Raw genomic sequence first — 19842 nt, 5'->3', positions numbered from 1 at the left:
GCGGCACCAAGGCCCAGATCCCTTTGCGGTGCCCCGGCCTGCGCTGATCCCGCCCCATGTCCGTTCCTTTCGTCAAAAACCCGTGCTCGGAGCGGGAAGGGGTACGCAGACGCCTCTCGGACCCCGTACCACCGAGGTGGGGTACGGGGCCCGAGGGCGCTGTAAGGGGCCGCGGCTACTGGATCTCGCGCAGCACGTCCAGGATCGCGGCCTTGCCGGGCGCGGCCTGCAGCCGCTCCCGGAAGCCGGTGTCCATCAGCTTGCGCGACAGCAGCGCCAGGATCCGCAGGTGCTCGTCCCCGGCGGCGGCCTCCGGTACGGAGATCATGAAGACCAGCCGGGCCTTCGTCCCGTCCAGCGCGCCCCACTCGATGCCCTCGTCGGACCGGGCGAAGCCCACCGTCGGGCGGGTCACCGCGTCCGTCTTGGCGTGCGGGATGGCGATGGACTCGCCGAGACCGGTCGTGCCCTGCGCCTCCCGGGCCAGGGCGACCCGTACGAGCTCGTCCACGTCGGTGACGTTGCCGGTCGTGGCCAGCATCTCCGCCATCTCGCGGATCGCCGCCTCCTTGGAGTCCGAGGCCAGCTCCGTCTTCACGGTCTGCTCGGTGAGGTACCCGGACAGCACCTCGGGCGCCCCGCCCGCGGCCACCGGAGCCGCGGTCGCGGGCTGCTGTGCCCGTACGGCCGTCCCGGCTGCTCCCGCACCCGCTGCGGCCGCGACGGCGCCCGCACCGCCACCACCGCCGGCGCCCACGGGGGCACCCGCACCGACCAGGGCCGGCTCCGGCGAGAGGCCCGCGGACCCGCCGCCGATCACGCCCTCCCGGCGCAGCTTGAACTCGATCAGCGCGTTCGTGGTCAGCGCGGTCACGACCGCACCGGCGGCGATGGCCACGAAGAACATCGCGACCCCGCTGATCGCACCGAACAGCGAGACGATCGGACCACCGTGCGGCACCGAGTCCTGGACCCCGGCCACACCGGCGATCGCACCGGCCACCGCGCCACCGAGCATGTTGGCGGGGATGACCTGGGCGGGCCGGGCCGCGGCGAAGGGGATCGCTCCCTCGGAGATGCCGAAGAAGCCCATGAACAGGGCGGCGAGGCCGGTTTCCTTCTCCTCGTCGCTGTACAGCTTGCGCCGCAGCAGCGTGGCCAAACCCTGGCCGAGCGGCATGACGGGGATGGCCGCGGCGGCCATGCCCATGACGTGGTTGTTGGTGCCGATGAGGCCGACCGCGACGAGGAAGGCGGTCTTGTTGACCGGACCGCCCATGTCGAAGGCGATCATCAGGCCGATGATGGTGCCCAGCACGATCGCGCTGGAGCCGGTCATCCCGTTCAGCCAGTTGGTCAGGTGCGTGAAGACCCAGGAGATCGGCTGGCCGATCACGTAGATGTAGAACAGGCCCAGGGCAACGGTCGACACGATCGGGATCACGATGATCGGCATGATCGGCTGGATGACCTTGGGGACCTTGACCTTCTTGATCCACATGACCAGATAGCCCGCGATGAAGCCCGTCGCGATGGCACCCAGGAAGCCGGCGTTCGCATCGGCCCCGTAGATGTGCACGGCGTCCGCGGCCAGGAAGCCGCCGATCATGCCGGGTACGAGGGCCGGCCGGTCGCCGAGCGCGTAGGCGATGTAACCGGAGAAGATCGGCAGCATCAGCGAGAAGCCGGTCACGCCGAGCTTGTTGACGTAGAACCAGAAGGTCCCGTCGGGAATGACCAGTCCGCCCTTGGCGTCCGCGTGCCCGCCGAGGGAAAGGGAGACGGCCAGCAGCAGACCGCCGACGACCACGAACGGGATCATGTGGGAGACGCCGTTCATCAGCGCCTTGTACGCCTGACTGCGCTGGTGGCCGCCACCGCCGTCGCCGCTGCCCGGCGCCGCCGAGGTCCCGGCCTGCACCGGTGCGTTCTGCGCCCGCTGGATCAGTTCCTCCGGCTTGTGGATGCCGTCCGCGACACCGGTGGACAGCACCCGCTTGCCGGCGAACCGGTCGAGGTCCACTTCCTTGTCGGCGGCGATGATGACGGCGTCCGCTTGCCTGACATCGTTGTCAGAGAGCACGTTCTCGGCCCCGATGGAACCTTGGGTCTCCACCTTGATCGAGACGCCGAGCCGGTCGGCGGCCTGCTGCAGCTTCTCCGCGGCCATGTACGTGTGCGCGATACCGGTGGGGCACGCGGTAACGGCGACGATCCTCACGGGCTTGCGCCCGCTCACGTCCCCGCCTTCGGGAGGGCCTGCCGGACTGGTCACTGGAATCTCCTCACGACACATGCGTTGTCCTGCGGGATCGCGCGTACAAACCCGACCCAACGGCATCCTCGTCCATGTAAGGGCTTGATCAAAAGTCCGAAAGGCCCCCAATCCTCCGCCGGAGGACCCGAAATCCGGCCGAGACTTGGCTCCGGGTTGCCTGGGCCGCGCTGCGCCGATCGGTGTAGATTCGTCATCAGTGTCAGGCGTCGCTGCTGATGGCGGTCGGGCGGTCCCAGAGACCGGCCGAGGGGAGAGAGGACCCCCGACGGACTGAGCGCCATGTGCGTCGTCTTGACGACGGTGCACAGCTCAGCCGTACCCACCTCTCCACATCACGAGGAGCAGCACCCACATGACTGCCGCATTCACCGACTTCAAGGTCGCCGACCTCTCCCTCGCCGTCTTCGGACGCAAGGAGATCACCCTCGCCGAGCACGAGATGCCCGGCCTGATGTCGATCCGTCGGGAGTACGCGGCCACCCAGCCGCTCGCCGGCGCCCGCGTCACCGGCTCCCTGCACATGACCGTGCAGACCGCCGTCCTCATCGAGACCCTCGTCGCCCTCGGCGCCGACGTCCGCTGGGCCTCCTGCAACATCTTCTCCACCCAGGACCACGCGGCCGCCGCCATCGCGGTGGGCCCGAACGGCACCGCGGAGAACCCGCAGGGCGTCCCCGTCTTCGCCTGGAAGGGCGAGACGCTGGAAGAGTACTGGTGGTGCACGGAGCAGGCGCTGACCTGGCCGAACACCCCCACTGGCGGCCCGAACATGATCCTCGACGACGGTGGCGACGCCACCCTCCTCGTCCACAAGGGCGTCGAGTTCGAGAAGGCCGGCGCCGCTCCGGACCCGTCGACGGCGGACTCCGAGGAGTACGCCAACATCCTGACCCTCCTCAACCGCACCCTGGGCGAGAACCCGCAGAAGTGGACGCAGCTCGCGTCCGAGATCCGCGGCGTCACCGAGGAGACCACCACCGGCGTCCACCGCCTCTACGAGATGATGGCCGAGGGCACGCTGCTCTTCCCGGCGATCAACGTGAACGACGCCGTCACCAAGTCGAAGTTCGACAACAAGTACGGCTGCCGCCACTCCCTCATCGACGGCATCAACCGCGCCACCGACGTCCTCATCGGCGGCAAGACCGCCGTGGTCTTCGGCTACGGCGACGTCGGCAAGGGCTGCGCCGAGTCGCTGCGCGGCCAGGGCGCGCGCGTCATCGTCACCGAGATCGACCCGATCTGCGCCCTCCAGGCGGCGATGGACGGCTACCAGGTCGCGACCCTGGACGACGTCGTCGCGACGGCCGACATCTTCATCACGACCACGGGCAACAAGGACATCATCATGGCCGGCGACATGGCCAAGATGAAGCACCAGGCCATCGTGGGCAACATCGGCCACTTCGACAACGAGATCGACATGGCCGGCCTCGCCAAGATCGAGGGGATCGTCAAGGACGAGGTCAAGCCCCAGGTCCACACCTGGAAGTTCCCCGACGGCAAGGTCCTCATCCTCCTGTCCGAGGGCCGCCTGCTGAACCTGGGCAACGCCACCGGCCACCCGTCCTTCGTGATGTCGAACTCCTTCGCGGACCAGACCCTGGCCCAGATCGAGCTCTTCACCAAGCCGGCCGAGTACCCCACCGACGTCTACGTGCTCCCCAAGCACCTCGACGAGAAGGTGGCCCGCCTCCACCTCGACGCCCTCGGCGTCCGCCTGACCACCCTGCGCCCGGAGCAGGCCGCCTACATCGGCGTGGACATCGCGGGCCCGTACAAGCCGGACCACTACCGCTACTGATCCCCACGGAACAGCGGCACCCACGCGTCAGGACAGGCCCCCGGCATCCGTGCCGGGGGCCTGCCCGTACCCGCCCGCACCCCTCTCCGCCCGAAGTCCAGGAAGACGCCCCATGCCCCGAGGCCGCTACGCGCTCCACGACCCGCACGACCACACCCCCCTCGGCGAGGAGCACTTCCACTGCGCCCCGGGCCCCTCGGGCTGGCGCTACGTCTCCCAGCTCACGGCGCCCGACGGTGCGCACCGCGGCTCCGTCGACCTGGCAGTCGACGAACTGGGCCGCCCCATCCGCCTCGAGGTCAACGCCTCCAGCTGGCAGGTCCGCGGCGCCGCCATCGACGGGATCACCTGGGTCCGCACCGACCCCGCCGGCGCCGAAGCCACCGAGGGCAACGTCCCCGGGGCCGCCGGCTTCACCGGCACCTCCCCGGCCTTCCTGGTCGCCACGGCCCGGCTGCTGCGCCTGACCCCCGGTGCCCCCGCCACCCGCGTCCGCCTCGTCGCCCTGACCGACCCCGTCCTGGCGGCCCGTACGACCGACCAGGCCTGGGCCCTCCTGAACCGCGCGGAGCACCCCACGGACAGCGGCCCGCTCCTGGTCGACGAGTACCGGGTCACCGCGCTGGACACCGGCGAGGTCCACACGGTCCACATCGCCGGGGACGTGGTCCTCTCGGCCCCCGGCATCGAACTCGAACACCTGGAGACCCCGCCGTCGGCCTTCCCCGACCAGTAGCTAGGCGGGCGGAGCGAACCCGGTCGCCTTCGGCGGCTCCACGGGCACCGATACGGGTACGGATACGGGTGCCACCGGCACCACGGGCGCCGCGACGGGCACCACCGCCGGCGCCGCCACGACCGGCATCACCACGGGCGCGGGCTGCCCGTACGCGACCGGGGCCGCCCCGGGCGCGGGCTGCTGCCGGAAGGCCCGGGCGGCGTCCCGCGACTGCCGCTCGTGCACCACGGCCATCAGGAACGCGGCGGCGGGCACCCCGACCGGCGGCGGAGCCCCCGTACGCGCCACCAGGTCGTCCGCGAGCCGGGCCGCCATCGTGGCGCCCACCTGGGGATCCAGCTGGTCCATGCGCGTCAGGTACTGCCGGATCGCCAGCCACAGCCCGTCCGGCACGGCCGAGAGGTCCAGCCCGCCGAACCGCCCGGCCAGCCACGGGGGCGGCGGCGGCACGGGCATCACCCGCGCCCCCGGCACCCGCTCCCGGATGACGAGCGTCCCCGCGAACACGTCCCCGAGCCGCCGCCCCCGCTCGGAGAACAGCGACGCGATGCACGCCACGGACCCGAAGGTCAGCAGCAGTTCGAAGACCCCGAAGGCTCCGCGCACCAGCGCGTGCCGGAAACGGATCGGCCCGCCGTCGTCGCGCACCACGCGCAGCCCGCACGCGAGCTTGCCGAGCGAGCGCCCGTGACTCAGCGTCTCCACCGCGATCGGCACGCCGACCAGGATGAGCACGAACGCGGCCACGGACACGGCCGCCCGGGCCGCCCCGTCCATCGAAGCGGTGGCCAGCACGAGCCCGACGGTAATGAGCAAGTACCCGGCGACGTACACGAGCAGGTCCAGCAGGATCGCCAGCGCCCGGCTCGGCAGTCTCGCCGGCCGCAGCCCCAGGACGACCGCGTCCCCCGTCACCAGATCGCTCACCGATGCACACCCTTCACGTGACCTGCCCCGCCCCATCGGCCTCCAGTCTGCCAAGCTGACGAAGCAAGCAGTAGGAGAACCCAGAGGGACCAGGGGCAGGGGAGCGCCAAGCACATGGATCTCGACGTCTTCGTTGCGGCCCACCAGGCCGAGTGGGCCCGCCTGGAACAGCTGCTGGGCCGGGGCCGGCGCCTCACGGGAGCCGAGGCGGACGAGCTCGTCGCGCTCTACCAGCGCACGGCCACGCACCTGTCCCTCGTCCAGTCCAGCACCCCCGACCCGATGCTCACGGGCCGCCTGACCCAGCTCGTCGCCCGCGCCCGGGCCACGGTCACGGGCACCCGGCGGTCCGGCTGGCGCGACGCGGCCCGCTTCTTCACCTCGGGCTTCCCGGCCGCCGTCTACCTCAGCCGCCGCTGGTGGATACCCACGGCACTGATCTCCACCGCCGTCGGCGTGCTCGTCGGCTGGTGGATAGCCACCCACCCGGAGATCCAGAACGCCATCGGTGCTCCGGAGGACCTGAAGGCGATGACGAAGCCGGGCGGGGGGTACGAGGCGTACTACTCCAGCCACCCCGCGGCCTCCTTCGCGGCCCAGGTCTGGACGAACAACGCCCAGGCGGCCGCGATCTGCCTGGTCCTGGGCGGCTTCCTGGGTCTGCCGGTTCTGTACATCCTGTGGCAGAACATGCTGAACCTGGGCGTCGGCATCGGCCTGATGTCCTCGGCCGACCGCCTCGACGTCTTCCTCGGCCTGATCCTCCCGCACGGCCTGCTCGAACTGACCGCCGTCTTCGTGGCCGCCGGTACGGGCCTGCGCCTGGGCTGGACGGTCATCGACCCCGGCCACCGCACCCGCCGGGTGGCCCTGGCCGAACAGGGCCGCGCCGCCCTCGGCATGGCCATCGGCCTGGCGGCGGTCCTCTTCCTCTCGGGCCTGATCGAAGGCTTCGTCACCCCCTCCGGCCTGCCCACGTGGGCCCGCATCAGCATCGGCGTGGCCGCCGAGGCGGCCTTCCTGCTCTACGTCTACGTCCTGGGCGGCCGCGCGGCCCGGGCCGGCGACACGGGCGACGTGGAGCAGGCCGACCAGACGGCGACGCTCCCCACCGCGGCCTGATGTGCGTACGACCCTGCCGAGCTGCTAGTCTCCTCGTCGTCCCGCAAACACCGTTGACACGGCGGCTGCGGGGAGGTAGATTCGAACGGTTGCCTCGAACTGGACAAGTTCGGCAGCGATGGTTTAAAGTCTCTCTCGCCCCCAGGAATTGAATTCCAAGCGGGCACCCAACTCTTCATTCAGGAAACTGAAGCCGGGAAATCCGGTGGAAATCTTCTGATAGAGTCGGAATCGCCGGAAAGGGAAAACGCGAAAGCGGATGACCTGGAAGGCGGAAAACAAGCGAGACAGACTCTGATAGAGTCTGAAACGCAAGAACAGAACAGAACGAAAGCCCGGAGGAAAGCCCGAGAGGGTGAGTACAAAGGAAGCGTCCGTTCCTTGAGAACTCAACAGCGTGCCAAAAATCAACGCCAAAAAGTTGATACCCCGTCCATTTCGGTGGATGAGGTTCCTTTGAAAAAGACCTGTGAGGTCACGGCTTCGGCCACGACACTTGCAGGCAATTACACAGCGAGGACGCAGTGGACGGTCGGTCTTATTCCGACATGACTGTCCCGCTCTAAGTGCGTGTGCACCGGATTACCGGTAAACATTCATGGAGAGTTTGATCCTGGCTCAGGACGAACGCTGGCGGCGTGCTTAACACATGCAAGTCGAACGATGAAGCCCTTCGGGGTGGATTAGTGGCGAACGGGTGAGTAACACGTGGGCAATCTGCCCTTCACTCTGGGACAAGCCCTGGAAACGGGGTCTAATACCGGATAACACTCCTGCCTGCATGGGCGGGGGTTAAAAGCTCCGGCGGTGAAGGATGAGCCCGCGGCCTATCAGCTTGTTGGTGGGGTAATGGCCCACCAAGGCGACGACGGGTAGCCGGCCTGAGAGGGCGACCGGCCACACTGGGACTGAGACACGGCCCAGACTCCTACGGGAGGCAGCAGTGGGGAATATTGCACAATGGGCGAAAGCCTGATGCAGCGACGCCGCGTGAGGGATGACGGCCTTCGGGTTGTAAACCTCTTTCAGCAGGGAAGAAGCGAAAGTGACGGTACCTGCAGAAGAAGCGCCGGCTAACTACGTGCCAGCAGCCGCGGTAATACGTAGGGCGCAAGCGTTGTCCGGAATTATTGGGCGTAAAGAGCTCGTAGGCGGCTTGTCACGTCGGATGTGAAAGCCCGAGGCTTAACCTCGGGTCTGCATTCGATACGGGCTAGCTAGAGTGTGGTAGGGGAGATCGGAATTCCTGGTGTAGCGGTGAAATGCGCAGATATCAGGAGGAACACCGGTGGCGAAGGCGGATCTCTGGGCCATTACTGACGCTGAGGAGCGAAAGCGTGGGGAGCGAACAGGATTAGATACCCTGGTAGTCCACGCCGTAAACGTTGGGAACTAGGTGTTGGCGACATTCCACGTCGTCGGTGCCGCAGCTAACGCATTAAGTTCCCCGCCTGGGGAGTACGGCCGCAAGGCTAAAACTCAAAGGAATTGACGGGGGCCCGCACAAGCAGCGGAGCATGTGGCTTAATTCGACGCAACGCGAAGAACCTTACCAAGGCTTGACATATACCGGAAAGCATTAGAGATAGTGCCCCCCTTGTGGTCGGTATACAGGTGGTGCATGGCTGTCGTCAGCTCGTGTCGTGAGATGTTGGGTTAAGTCCCGCAACGAGCGCAACCCTTGTCCTGTGTTGCCAGCATGCCCTTCGGGGTGATGGGGACTCACAGGAGACCGCCGGGGTCAACTCGGAGGAAGGTGGGGACGACGTCAAGTCATCATGCCCCTTATGTCTTGGGCTGCACACGTGCTACAATGGCCGGTACAATGAGCTGCGATACCGTGAGGTGGAGCGAATCTCAAAAAGCCGGTCTCAGTTCGGATTGGGGTCTGCAACTCGACCCCATGAAGTCGGAGTTGCTAGTAATCGCAGATCAGCATTGCTGCGGTGAATACGTTCCCGGGCCTTGTACACACCGCCCGTCACGTCACGAAAGTCGGTAACACCCGAAGCCGGTGGCCCAACCCGTAAGGGAGGGAGCTGTCGAAGGTGGGACTGGCGATTGGGACGAAGTCGTAACAAGGTAGCCGTACCGGAAGGTGCGGCTGGATCACCTCCTTTCTAAGGAGCACAGTACCGATTGCAGACAAACGTTCTGCACGGTCAGCTCAGGGTGGAACGTTGATTAGTTGGCACGGTTTCCAAAACCTTCTGTAAGTACTGCTTCGGCGTGGAAAACAGGAAGAGTGGCGGGGATCGTGCTTGGCACGTTGTTGGGTATCTGAGGGTACGGCCGAAAGGCTTTATCTTCGTGATGCCGGCCCCAGTGAACTTCGTCTGCGGATGAGGGTGATGGGTGACTGGTCGTTGCTTGAGAACTACACAGTGGACGCGAGCATCTGTAGGCCAAGTTTTTAAGGGCGCACGGTGGATGCCTTGGCACCAGGAACCGATGAAGGACGTGAGAGGCCGCGATAGGCCCCGGGGAGCTGCCAACTGAGCTTTGATCCGGGGGTGTCCGAATGGGGAAACCCGGCAGTCGTCATGGGCTGTCACCCACTGCTGAACACATAGGCAGTGTGGAGGGAACGCGGGGAAGTGAAACATCTCAGTACCCGCAGGAAGAGAAAACAACCGTGATTCCGGGAGTAGTGGCGAGCGAAACCGGATGAGGCCAAACCGTATGCGTGTGATACCCGGCAGGGGTTGCGCATGCGGGGTTGTGGGAATTCTTTTGATCGGTCTGCCGGCCGGTCGGCGAGTCAGAAACCGTTGATGTAGTCGAAGGACATGCGAAAGGTCCGGCGTAGAGGGTAAGACCCCCGTAGACGAAACATCAGCGGCTTGCTTAAGAATCTCCCAAGTAGCACGGGGCCCGAGAAATCCCGTGTGAATCTGGCGGGACCACCCGCTAAGCCTAAATATTCCCTGGTGACCGATAGCGGATAGTACCGTGAGGGAATGGTGAAAAGTACCGCGGGAGCGGAGTGAAATAGTACCTGAAACCGTGTGCCTACAAGCCGTGGGAGCGTCGCCGTTATTCTTCGGAATAACGGTCGTGACTGCGTGCCTTTTGAAGAATGAGCCTGCGAGTTAGCGGTGTGTAGCGAGGTTAACCCGTGTGGGGAAGCCGTAGCGAAAGCGAGTCCGAATAGGGCGATTGAGTTGCACGCTCTAGACCCGAAGCGGAGTGATCTAGCCATGGGCAGGTTGAAGCGGAGGTAAGACTTCGTGGAGGACCGAACCCACCAGGGTTGAAAACCTGGGGGATGACCTGTGGTTAGGGGTGAAAGGCCAATCAAACTCCGTGATAGCTGGTTCTCCCCGAAATGCATTTAGGTGCAGCGTCACGTGTTTCTTGCCGGAGGTAGAGCACTGGATAGGCGATGGGCCCTACCGGGTTACTGACCTTAGCCAAACTCCGAATGCCGGTAAGTGAGAGCGTGGCAGTGAGACTGTGGGGGATAAGCTCCATGGTCGAGAGGGAAACAGCCCAGAGCATCGACTAAGGCCCCTAAGCGTACGCTAAGTGGGAAAGGATGTGGAGTCGCAGAGACAACCAGGAGGTTGGCTTAGAAGCAGCCACCCTTGAAAGAGTGCGTAATAGCTCACTGGTCAAGTGATTCCGCGCCGACAATGTAGCGGGGCTCAAGCGTACCGCCGAAGTCGTGTCATTGCAGCAATAGGGCCAACGCCCGCTGTGATGGGTAGGGGAGCGTCGTGTGCCGGGTGAAGCAGCAGCGGAAGCTAGTTGTGGACGGTTCACGAGTGAGAATGCAGGCATGAGTAGCGATACACACGTGAGAAACGTGTGCGCCGATTGACTAAGGGTTCCTGGGTCAAGCTGATCTGCCCAGGGTAAGTCGGGACCTAAGGCGAGGCCGACAGGCGTAGTCGATGGACAACCGGTTGATATTCCGGTACCCGCTTTGAAACGCCCAATATCGAATCAGGCGATGCTAAGCCCGTGAAGCCGTTCCGGACCCTTCGGGGAAAGGAAAGTGGTGGAGCCGGTGACCCAGACTTGTAGTAGGTAAGCGATGGGGTGACGCAGGAAGGTAGTCCAGCCCGGGCGGTGGTAGTCCCGGGGTAAGGGTGTAGGCCGAGGGGTAGGCAAATCCGTCCCTCATATAAGGCTGAGACCTGATGCCGAGCCGATTGTGGTGAAGTGGATGATCCTATGCTGTCGAGAAAAGCCTCTAGCGAGTTTCATGGCGGCCCGTACCCTAAACCGACTCAGGTGGTCAGGTAGAGAATACCGAGGCGTTCGGGTGAACTATGGTTAAGGAACTCGGCAAAATGCCCCCGTAACTTCGGGAGAAGGGGGGCCATCACTGGTGATCGGATTTACTCCGTGAGCTGGGGGTGGCCGCAGAGACCAGCGAGAAGCGACTGTTTACTAAAAACACAGGTCCGTGCGAAGCCGTAAGGCGATGTATACGGACTGACGCCTGCCCGGTGCTGGAACGTTAAGGGGACCGGTTAGTCACATTTCGGTGTGGCGAAGCTGAGAACTTAAGCGCCAGTAAACGGCGGTGGTAACTATAACCATCCTAAGGTAGCGAAATTCCTTGTCGGGTAAGTTCCGACCTGCACGAATGGCGTAACGACTTCTCGACTGTCTCAACCATAGGCCCGGTGAAATTGCACTACGAGTAAAGATGCTCGTTTCGCGCAGCAGGACGGAAAGACCCCGGGACCTTTACTATAGTTTGATATTGGTGTTCGGTTCGGCTTGTGTAGGATAGGTGGGAGACTTTGAAGCGGCCACGCCAGTGGTTGTGGAGTCGTCGTTGAAATACCACTCTGGTCGTGCTGGATGTCTAACCTCGGTCCGTGATCCGGATCAGGGACAGTGTCTGATGGGTAGTTTAACTGGGGCGGTTGCCTCCCAAAAAGTAACGGAGGCGCCCAAAGGTTCCCTCAGCCTGGTTGGCAATCAGGTGTTGAGTGTAAGTGCACAAGGGAGCTTGACTGTGAGACCGACGGGTCGAGCAGGGACGAAAGTCGGGACTAGTGATCCGGCGGTGGCTTGTGGAAGCGCCGTCGCTCAACGGATAAAAGGTACCCCGGGGATAACAGGCTGATCTTCCCCAAGAGTCCATATCGACGGGATGGTTTGGCACCTCGATGTCGGCTCGTCGCATCCTGGGGCTGGAGTCGGTCCCAAGGGTTGGGCTGTTCGCCCATTAAAGCGGTACGCGAGCTGGGTTTAGAACGTCGTGAGACAGTTCGGTCCCTATCCGCTGTGCGCGTAGGAATATTGAGAAGGGCTGTCCCTAGTACGAGAGGACCGGGACGGACGAACCTCTGGTGTGCCAGTTGTCCTGCCAAGGGCATGGCTGGTTGGCTACGTTCGGGAGGGATAACCGCTGAAAGCATCTAAGCGGGAAGCCTGCTTCAAGATGAGTATTCCCACCTCCTTGAGAGGGTAAGGCTCCCAGTAGACGACTGGGTTGATAGGCCAGATGTGGAAGCCCGGTAACGGGTGGAGCTGACTGGTACTAATAGGCCGAGGGCTTGTCCTCAGTTGCTCGCGTCCACTGTGTTAGTTCTGAAGTAACGAACTGTGTCATATCCGGTTTGGTTAACTTCATAGTGTTTCGGTGGTCATAGCGTTAGGGAAACGCCCGGTTTACATTCCGAACCCGGAAGCTAAGCCTTTCAGCGCCGATGGTACTGCAGGGGGGACCCTGTGGGAGAGTAGGACGCCGCCGAACAATCATTGTAGAGAGCCCCGTACCGGGTAACCGGTACGGGGCTTTTCTGCGTTTACGGGCCTTTTGAAAGTCCGGTGCGTGGGGGCTCGGCCGGTGGCTTACCAGTCGGCGGGGTAGCTCTTGAGGCTGCTCGTGTCGAGCGTCCAGCGGCCGGCGATGGCGGTGTCACCGAAGGCGTAGGGGACCTTCTTTCGGTAGCGCAGGCCGTCAGGGCCTTCCGAGGGGTCGCTGTGCACCGTGGCGGTCTTCTTGTCCTTGCGGGGGTCCACCACGACGTACAGCGGGACCCCCATCCTCGGATAGTCGTGGAGCTTGTCACGGATGTCGGTGAGGGAGTGCGTGCGTGAGACGACCTCGACCACCATCAGGACATCGCGGGAGTTCACGACCTTGGCCGTGTCGTCGGTGTCTTCCTCGGCGATGACCATGAGGTCGGGGACCTTGGTCAGGCCCGTCACCGGATCGCCCATGTTCGTGTCGCTGAGAGCCATGACCTCGGGTGTCTGGGCCTCGATCTGACGGCGCAGCCGCACCACGTTCAGCCCGTGGGGGGCTGTGGGGCTCATCATCGTGAGGGAGATCTGACCGTCGGTGCTCTGCACCTTCCAGTGGTCTTCCTGGTGCTCGGCCAGCTCCGAGAGTTGCTCCGCGAAGTCGTGCATGCGGCGCATCTGCTCCGGGGTGAAGTCGGCCATGGTGTCCTCCTGGTGGGTACCCGACCAGCGTATCCAGTCGGTCACCGCTCAGAGGCGGCCTGCGGCCTTCAGGGCGAGGTAGGCGTCGGCCAGGGCGGGGGCGAGGGTGTCCGGGGTGGCGTCGACGACGTGGACGCCGTGGCGGGTGAGCTGTTCCGCCGTGCGGCGGCGGGCGGACTGGGACTGGGTGCCCGCCGCGGCTTCGTAGACGGCTTCCACGGTGCCGCGGGACTTCGTCATTTCCGCGACGTGGGGGTCGGAGACCGAGGCCAGCAGGACCGTGTGGCGCTGGGTGAGGCGGGGGAGGAGCGGGAGCAGGCCCTCCTCGACGGGGGCCGCGTCCAGGCTGGTCAGGAGGACCACCAGGGAGCGGCGCGGGGCGCTGCGCAGGATGGTGGAGACCAGGGTGCGGGAGTCGGTCTCGACCAGTTCTGGTTCGAGGGTGGCCATCGCGTTCACGAAGGCGGGGAGGGTGTCGGCCGCGCTGCGGGCCTGGACCTGGGCGCGGAGGCGGCGGTCGTGGGCCAGGAGGTCCACCCGGTCGCCCGCGCGGGTGGCCAGGGCGGTGAGGAGCAGGGCCGCGTCCATCGCCGAGTCCAGGCGCGGTGCGTCGCCGACGCGGCCGGCCGCGGTGCGGCCGGTGTCGAGGCAGATCAGGATGTGGCGGTCGCGTTCCGGGCGCCAGGTGCGGACGGCGACCTTGTTCTGGCGGGCGGTGGCCCGCCAGTCGATGGAACGGGTGTCGTCGCCGGGTACGTAGTCGCGCAGGCTGTCGAACTCCGTGCCCTCACCGCGGGTCAGAACGCTGGTGCGGCCGTCGAGTTCGCGCAGGCGCGCCAGGCGGGAGGGCAGGTGCTTGCGGCTCGCGAAGGGCGGCAGGACGCGGACCGTCCACGGGACGGTGTGGTGGCCCTGACGGGCGAGCAGGCCGAGCGGGCCGTACGAGCGGATCGTGACGCGGACGGCCTGGCGGTCGCCGCGGCGGGTGGGCCGCAGACGGGTGGTCAGGCGGCGGCGTTCGCCCGGGGGAACCGTCAGCGTGTGGCGGGAGTCCGCGACTTCCGTTCCGGGGACCCAGCTGCTCGGCGGCCAGGCGTCGCGGATGCGGGCGCGGAGCGTACGGGGGGAGGGGTTCGTGATCGTCAGGTGGACGTCCGCGGATTCGCCGAGGCGGATGGAGGTGTCGCCGGAGCGGGCCAGTTGGAGCGTGCGGACCGGGGCCGCGAGGGCGTAGTCGACCGCGCAGGCCAGGGCGATGGGGGCGTTGACCGCCAGCATCCCCGCCCAGCTCGGTCCGAGGAAGCCGACGGGGATGCTGCCGAGGGCCGCGAGCAGGGCGGCGCGTCCGGTGAAGGCCATCAGCGCGGGACGGGGACGTGGGTGAGGATCGCGGTGATGACCGCGTCGGCCGTGACGCCCTCCATCTCGGCCTCGGGGCGCAGTTGGACGCGGTGGCGCAGGGTCGGCAGGGCGAGGGCCTTCACGTCGTCGGGGGTGACGTAGTCGCGGCCCACGAGCCAGGCCCAGGCGCGGGCGGTGGCCAGCAGTGCGGTGGCGCCGCGCGGGGAGACGCCGAGCGTGAGGGAGGGCGATTCGCGGGTGGCGCGGCAGATGTCGACGACGTACGCGGTGATCTCCGGGGAGACGCTGGTGGCCTCGACCGCCTTGCGGGCGGCGTCGAGTTCGGCGGGGCCGGCGACCGGGCGGATGCCGGCGGCGTGCAGGTCGCGGGGGTTGAAGCCGGCCGCGTGGCGGGTCAGTACGCCGATCTCGTCCTCGCGGGAGGGGAGGGGCACGGTGAGCTTCAGGAGGAAGCGGTCGAGCTGGGCCTCGGGGAGGGGGTACGTGCCCTCGTACTCGACCGGGTTCATGGTGGCGGCGACGAGGAAGGGCTCCGGGAGCTTGCGGGGGGTGCCGTCGACGGTGACCTGGCGCTCCTCCATCGCCTCGAGGAGGGAGGACTGGGTCTTGGGGGGCGTGCGGTTGATCTCGTCGGCGAGGAGGAGGTTCGTGAAGACCGGGCCGTTCTGGAAGGAGAACTCCGCGGTGCGGGCGTCGTAGACGAGGGAGCCGGTGACGTCGCTCGGCATCAGGTCGGGGGTGAACTGGACGCGCTTGGTGTCGAGTTCGAGGGAGGCGGCGAGGGCCCGTACGAGGAGGGTCTTCGCGACGCCGGGGACGCCTTCGAGGAGGACGTGGCCGCGGCAGAGGAGGGCGACGACGAGACCGGTGACGGCGGAGTCCTGGCCGACCACGGCCTTTCCGATCTCGGTGCGGAGCGCCTCCAGGGCGGAGCGGGCGCTGTCCGTGGTGGCCGTCATGAGGTGCGGACCTCCCTTTCGAGGGCGTCGAGGTGGTCGGCGAGCGCGATGAGCGCCGCGTCGGTGGTGGGGGTGGTGCCGAAGAGCAGGGTGTCCGGGTCGTGCGGGGGCCGTCCGGCGGTGAGGCGGGCCGCGACGGCGGGGACCAGGGCGGCCGGGTCGTGGGCCTGGGAGGCCGGTACGCCGACCAGCGCGGCCAGGCGTTCGCGGGCGGCGGCGCGCAGCACGGTGGCGGCGCGGTCGCGGGCGCCGGCCTTGCGGTACAGGCGGGCGCGGCCCTCGGTGGCCTCGGAGGCGCGGACGAGGACGGGCAGGCGTTCGGTGACGAGCGGGCCGAGGCGGCGGGCGCGCCAGAGGGCGGCGACGGCGGCGGCGAGGAAGAGCTGGAGCAGGGCCCAGCTCCAGCCGGCGGGGATCAGGTCGAGGAAGCTCTGCTCCTCGCCGGTGCCTTCGGCGTTGTCGGGGTTGCTGTCGGCGAGGGACGGCAGGTACCAGACGACGGTCGGGCGGGAGCCGAGGAGCTGGAGCGCGAGGGAGGCGTTGCCCTCCTTGGCGAGGGTCTTGTTGAGGAGGATGCCCTCGGAGCCCAGGAGGACGGTGTCGCCGCCGCGGACGCCGGTGGGCAGGACGAGGAGGGTGGGGCGGCCGGCGCCGGGGTAGCAGCCGGCGGCTCCGGGGGTGCCGGTGGTGTAGCTCAGGCCGCCGCCCGTCGCGGCGCGGCCGGCGGTGGTGGCGGCGGGGAGGGTGCAGGTGCTGCCCGGGTCGAGGTTCGTGTCCGGGGCGGGGGAGTCGTCGTGGGCGCGGGTGCCGGGGGCCAGGGAGGGGAGGCTGAGGGCGCTCGGCGCGAGCAGGACGGTCCGGCCGCCGGAGAGGTCGATCGCGGAACGGATGGCGCGCAGCTGGGTCTCCCCGAGCCGGTCGGGGTCCGTGACCAGCAGGGTCGTGTCGGGGCCGGCGGCGTCGGCGGCCTGCTCGGCGGTGGTGACGACCCGCGTGGTGACACCGCGGTCCCTGAGCAGCTCGGCCACGGCCTGGCTGCCGTAGGGATCGGCGGAGCGGGGGTCCAGGTAGCCGTGCCGGGCACCGGAGTTCAGGGCGGCGAGGCCCAGCCCGGCGGCGAGGAGCACCGCGAGCGCGATGAGGAACCCGCGGGCGCGGGTCCAGAGGTCCCGGGGCGATGCGCCTCCGGCGGTCGTACGGGGAGGGGTGGCGGCGCCGCCCGGCCCCGCCGTGGCGGGGGCTGCGTCTCCGGCGGGGAGCTGCGCACCGGGGGCTGTGCCCGGGGTGGGGGCTGGCCCTGCGGTGGGGTGGGGTGTGGCCGGGGACGCGTCGGCTGGGGTGGGGGGCGTGCCCGGGTCGGGGGTGTTCGGGGTGTGGGTCATGGGGTGGGGCCTGTCAGGAGGGGCTTGGTGCGGGACAGGGCCTGGTCCAGGGTGGTGAGGGCGGTGTACATCTCGGGGGTGGCCGGGTGGGCGCCGTAGGTGACGTCGTCGAAGGTGCGGGCGGCCGTGCGGAGGGACGCCGCGTGGGACGGGAGGGAGACGGCGGCTTCGGCCGCCGCCTCGTCCGCGGTGCGGCCCGGGCGGGGGTCGAGGAGGGTGCGCTCCTCCAGGGAGCGGACGACGGCGCGCATGCGCTCCTGGACGGCTTCGCTCCAGCGGCCCTCGCCGGCCAGTGCTTCGGCGGCCGCGCGGTGGTCCGCGGCGCTGCGGACGCCGTCGTCGAACAGGGTGCCCGGGGTACGGGCGGCGGCGCGGCTCGGGGCGCCCAGGCGCCACCACAGGGCGGCGGCGATGAGGAGGGCGAAGACGGCGATGGCCAGCAGGCCGAGGGTTCCGCCCGGGGTCGCGCCGGAGGCACGGTCGAAGAGGTCCCCGACCCACTCCCAGAAGCGGTTCATGGCCCGTTGGAGCAGGCCCGGGTCGTTCTGGTGGTACGCGGGCTTGGACAGCTCGACGCGGGCCGCCTCGCGGGCGGCCTCACGGCCGATGGTGACAGGTGGTGTGGGTGGTGCTGTGTGGGTGAGCAGGCCCCCCGTGCTCCTCATTCCCGCGTCAGCCTCCGGTCGGCGGCGCGGTCGTGCCGTAGTTCTCGATGCCCGCCGCCCGGGCCAGCTCCAGGTCGAGGGCTTCGCGCCGGATGCGCTGGTCGACGTAGAGGAGGACGGTGACGCCGGCCTGGATTGGCATGGTGACCGTCAGCGCGATGATCGCGCCGATGGCCGTCGTGATCAGGTATCCCCAGCTCTGGGCGACGGAGCCGTCGGCCATGCCCTCGAAGCCGCCGCCGGACAGGCCGCCGACGATGGTGAGGGGGAAGACGATGACGCCCGCGACGAAGAACGTCAGGAGGGCCGTGAGGAGGGTGATGCCGAAGATCCGCCACCAGGAGCCCTTGACCAGCTTCGAGGAGCGGACGAGGGCCTTGCGCACCGTCGCCTTCTCCAGCATCAGGGCGGGCGAGGCCAGGGAGAACCGGATCCAGAGCCAGAGGACAAGGCCCAGGGCGACGAGACCGCCGAGGGCGACGAGGCCGGCCTGGCCGGCGAGGGCGCCGGGCAGGACCAGTACGGCGAAGACGAGGGCCGCGCCGAGGCCCAGGAGGAGGGTCAGGCCGAACAGCCGGGCGAGCTGCGGGCGGGCCTCGCGCCAGGCGGTGCCGATAGAGGAGCCGTGGCCGAGCACCGCGCGGCTGAAGATCATGGTGAGCATCGCGGTGGCGACGATGGTGCCGATGAGCACGATGAACTGATCCGCCGCGAGCAGTCCCACCATGGAGCCGAGGAAGTCGAGCTGCTCGTCCAGGGGTGCGTCGCTCGACTGGTCCAGTACGACGTCGCCGAACGCGTACTTCTGCATGAGCACGCTCGCCAGCTGCACGACGACGGCCACGACCAGGGTGATCGGCAGTACCGCGCGCCAGTGCTTGCGCATGGTGGTCACGGCCCCGTCGAGGATCTCGCCGATCCCGAGCGGCCGCAGCGGGATCACGCCGGGCTTCACGGCCTGGGTGTGGGCGCCCCAGCTGCTCGGACCGCCGCTCGGGGGCGGGTAGCCGCCGCCGTACGAACCCCAGCCGGTGCCCGGCTGCGGGGCCGCGGGCGGCTGCGCTTGCGGGTTCGGCGGGGTCTGGCCCGGGGTCGGGCTCGACCACTGGCCGGGGGGCGGCTGCTCGGCGGACCACTTGGAGTCGCCGGATCCACCGGAACCGCTCGCGGGCGGCTGCGTACCGTGGGAGCCCTCACCGTCGGACGGGGAGGATCCGGGCGTAGCCCAGCCCGGAGAGTCGTTCATCGTCGCTCCTTCACGTGCACTGCGGGGGTGCGGGGCGCTTGGTCCGGCTGCCATCGTGCCATGTGACAACCTCAAACGGACCAGCCGTCCCCAACGGACCAGCCGCCTCCTGAGACCGGAACGTTCGCGCCTTCGTATGGCGCGCGGATCCGGGGCACACTGGGCGCCCTGATCTCCACGCAGGTCCGAGGGACTATTTCCAGCCCCTTTGGCTGTGGGACAGCTCACCGCCGGGTAACGATTAGCTAATGGGATGATGTCAACCATGAAGGGACGCGTCCTTGTCGTCGACGACGACACCGCGCTGGCCGAGATGCTCGGCATTGTGCTGCGTGGAGAAGGTTTTGAGCCGTCGTTCGTAGCGGACGGTGACAAGGCACTGGCTGCCTTCCGGGAGGCGAAGCCGGATCTCGTGCTGCTCGACCTCATGCTGCCCGGTAGGGACGGCATAGAGGTGTGCAGGCTGATCCGCGCCGAGTCGGGCGTACCGATCGTCATGCTCACCGCCAAGAGCGACACCGTGGACGTGGTCGTGGGCCTGGAGTCCGGGGCCGACGACTACATCGTCAAGCCGTTCAAGCCGAAGGAGCTGGTGGCCCGCATCCGGGCCCGCCTGCGCCGTTCGGAGGAGCCCGCGCCCGAGCAGCTGACCATCGGTGACCTGGTCATCGACGTGGCCGGGCACTCGGTCAAGCGGGAAGGCGCCTCGATCGCCCTGACCCCGCTGGAGTTCGACCTGCTGGTCGCGCTCGCCCGCAAGCCCTGGCAGGTCTTCACCCGCGAGGTGCTGCTGGAGCAGGTCTGGGGCTACCGCCACGCGGCCGACACCCGCCTGGTCAACGTGCACGTCCAGCGACTGCGCTCCAAGGTCGAGAAGGACCCGGAGCGCCCCGAGATCGTCGTGACGGTGCGCGGGGTCGGCTACAAGGCCGGACCGAGCTGAC

The 19842-nt window shown here is 67.6% G+C and carries 12 protein-coding genes and 3 rRNA genes; 7 read left to right on the top strand and 8 right to left on the bottom strand.

The genetic code is table 11. The features are described 5' to 3' along the window. Positions 1-175 precede the first annotated feature (175 nt). Entirely contained in the window at positions 176-2275 is a 2100-nt protein-coding gene (locus tag ACODT5_RS32985) for a fructose-specific PTS transporter subunit EIIC (RefSeq protein ID WP_422522761.1), read from the bottom strand. A gap of 355 nt (positions 2276-2630) precedes the next feature. On the opposite strand from ACODT5_RS32985, the gene ahcY reads away from it, so the two are divergent. Then, positions 2631-4082, top strand: coding sequence for an adenosylhomocysteinase (gene ahcY / locus ACODT5_RS32980; RefSeq protein WP_422522760.1), 1452 nt, complete (start codon positions 2631-2633; stop codon positions 4080-4082). Between the two features lie 112 nt (positions 4083-4194). Beyond that, positions 4195-4818: a hypothetical protein gene (locus ACODT5_RS32975; protein ID WP_422522759.1), complete on the top strand. Its 624-nt coding sequence runs from the start codon at positions 4195-4197 to the stop codon at positions 4816-4818. Here ACODT5_RS32975 and ACODT5_RS32970 read toward each other — a convergent pair whose 3' ends face one another. Beyond that, entirely contained in the window at positions 4819-5748 is a 930-nt protein-coding gene (locus tag ACODT5_RS32970; RefSeq protein WP_422522758.1) for an RDD family protein, read from the bottom strand. Between the two features lie 114 nt (positions 5749-5862). Between ACODT5_RS32970 and ACODT5_RS32965 the strand changes: the two genes are divergently transcribed. The 4 genes from ACODT5_RS32965 to rrf all read left to right on the top strand — a co-directional run bounded on the left by ACODT5_RS32965 (position 5863) and on the right by rrf (position 12589). Beyond that, complete coding sequence (locus ACODT5_RS32965; RefSeq protein ID WP_422522757.1) at positions 5863-6870, top strand: stage II sporulation protein M; 1008 nt, start codon at positions 5863-5865, stop codon at positions 6868-6870. A 595-nt stretch (positions 6871-7465) separates the two neighbouring features. Further along, positions 7466-8990, top strand: a 16S ribosomal RNA gene (locus ACODT5_RS32960). Positions 8991-9273: 283 nt separating this feature from the next. Continuing rightward, positions 9274-12397: ribosomal RNA gene (locus ACODT5_RS32955) — 23S ribosomal RNA — on the top strand. Positions 12398-12471: 74 nt separating this feature from the next. Next, positions 12472-12589 (top strand): 5S ribosomal RNA (gene rrf, locus ACODT5_RS32950). The 16S, 23S and 5S rRNA genes sit together here, the layout of an rRNA operon. Before the next feature lie 98 nt (positions 12590-12687). On the opposite strand, the gene ACODT5_RS32945 is transcribed toward rrf, so the two are convergent. The 6 genes from ACODT5_RS32945 to ACODT5_RS32920 are packed head-to-tail and all read right to left on the bottom strand — an operon-like array spanning position 12688 to position 18898. Then, on the bottom strand, positions 12688-13329 hold the full coding sequence (locus ACODT5_RS32945; RefSeq protein WP_422522756.1) for a Uma2 family endonuclease: 642 nt from the start codon (positions 13327-13329) through the stop codon (positions 12688-12690). 3 nt (positions 13330-13332) lie between these two features. Beyond that, a complete protein-coding gene (locus ACODT5_RS32940) occupies positions 13333-14643 on the bottom strand; it encodes a DUF58 domain-containing protein (RefSeq protein WP_422522755.1) in 1311 nt (436 codons plus the stop codon). After that, positions 14643-15605 (bottom strand): AAA family ATPase, encoded by a 963-nt coding sequence (locus ACODT5_RS32935; RefSeq protein ID WP_385382721.1) that lies wholly within the window; start codon positions 15603-15605, stop codon positions 14643-14645. Before ACODT5_RS32935 ends, ACODT5_RS32940 begins: the two co-directional genes overlap by 1 nt. Next, a complete protein-coding gene (locus ACODT5_RS32930; protein WP_422522754.1) occupies positions 15602-16987 on the bottom strand; it encodes a DUF4350 domain-containing protein in 1386 nt (461 codons plus the stop codon). Before ACODT5_RS32930 ends, ACODT5_RS32935 begins: the two co-directional genes overlap by 4 nt. Beyond that, positions 16984-17652 carry a DUF4129 domain-containing protein gene (locus tag ACODT5_RS32925; RefSeq protein WP_422522753.1) on the bottom strand — a complete coding sequence of 223 codons (669 nt, stop codon included), beginning with the start codon at positions 17650-17652 and terminating at the stop codon, positions 16984-16986. Before ACODT5_RS32925 ends, ACODT5_RS32930 begins: the two co-directional genes overlap by 4 nt. Before the next feature lie 7 nt (positions 17653-17659). Continuing rightward, the gene (locus tag ACODT5_RS32920) at positions 17660-18898 is read right to left on the bottom strand and encodes a glycerophosphoryl diester phosphodiesterase membrane domain-containing protein (RefSeq protein ID WP_422522752.1); all 1239 of its coding nucleotides are present in this window, start codon (positions 18896-18898) and stop codon (positions 17660-17662) included. A gap of 253 nt (positions 18899-19151) precedes the next feature. Between ACODT5_RS32920 and mtrA the strand changes: the two genes are divergently transcribed. After that, positions 19152-19841 (top strand): two-component system response regulator MtrA, encoded by a 690-nt coding sequence (gene mtrA, locus ACODT5_RS32915; RefSeq protein WP_274552971.1) that lies wholly within the window; start codon positions 19152-19154, stop codon positions 19839-19841. Position 19842: the final 1 nt, after the last annotated feature.

This window comes from Streptomyces tatrensis, assembly GCF_049310065.1.
In the GTDB taxonomy this organism is placed as follows: Bacteria; Actinomycetota; Actinomycetes; order Streptomycetales; family Streptomycetaceae; genus Streptomyces.
Note: the sequence above shows the minus strand (reverse complement) of the source record. Positions and strands in the feature narration are given on the sequence as shown.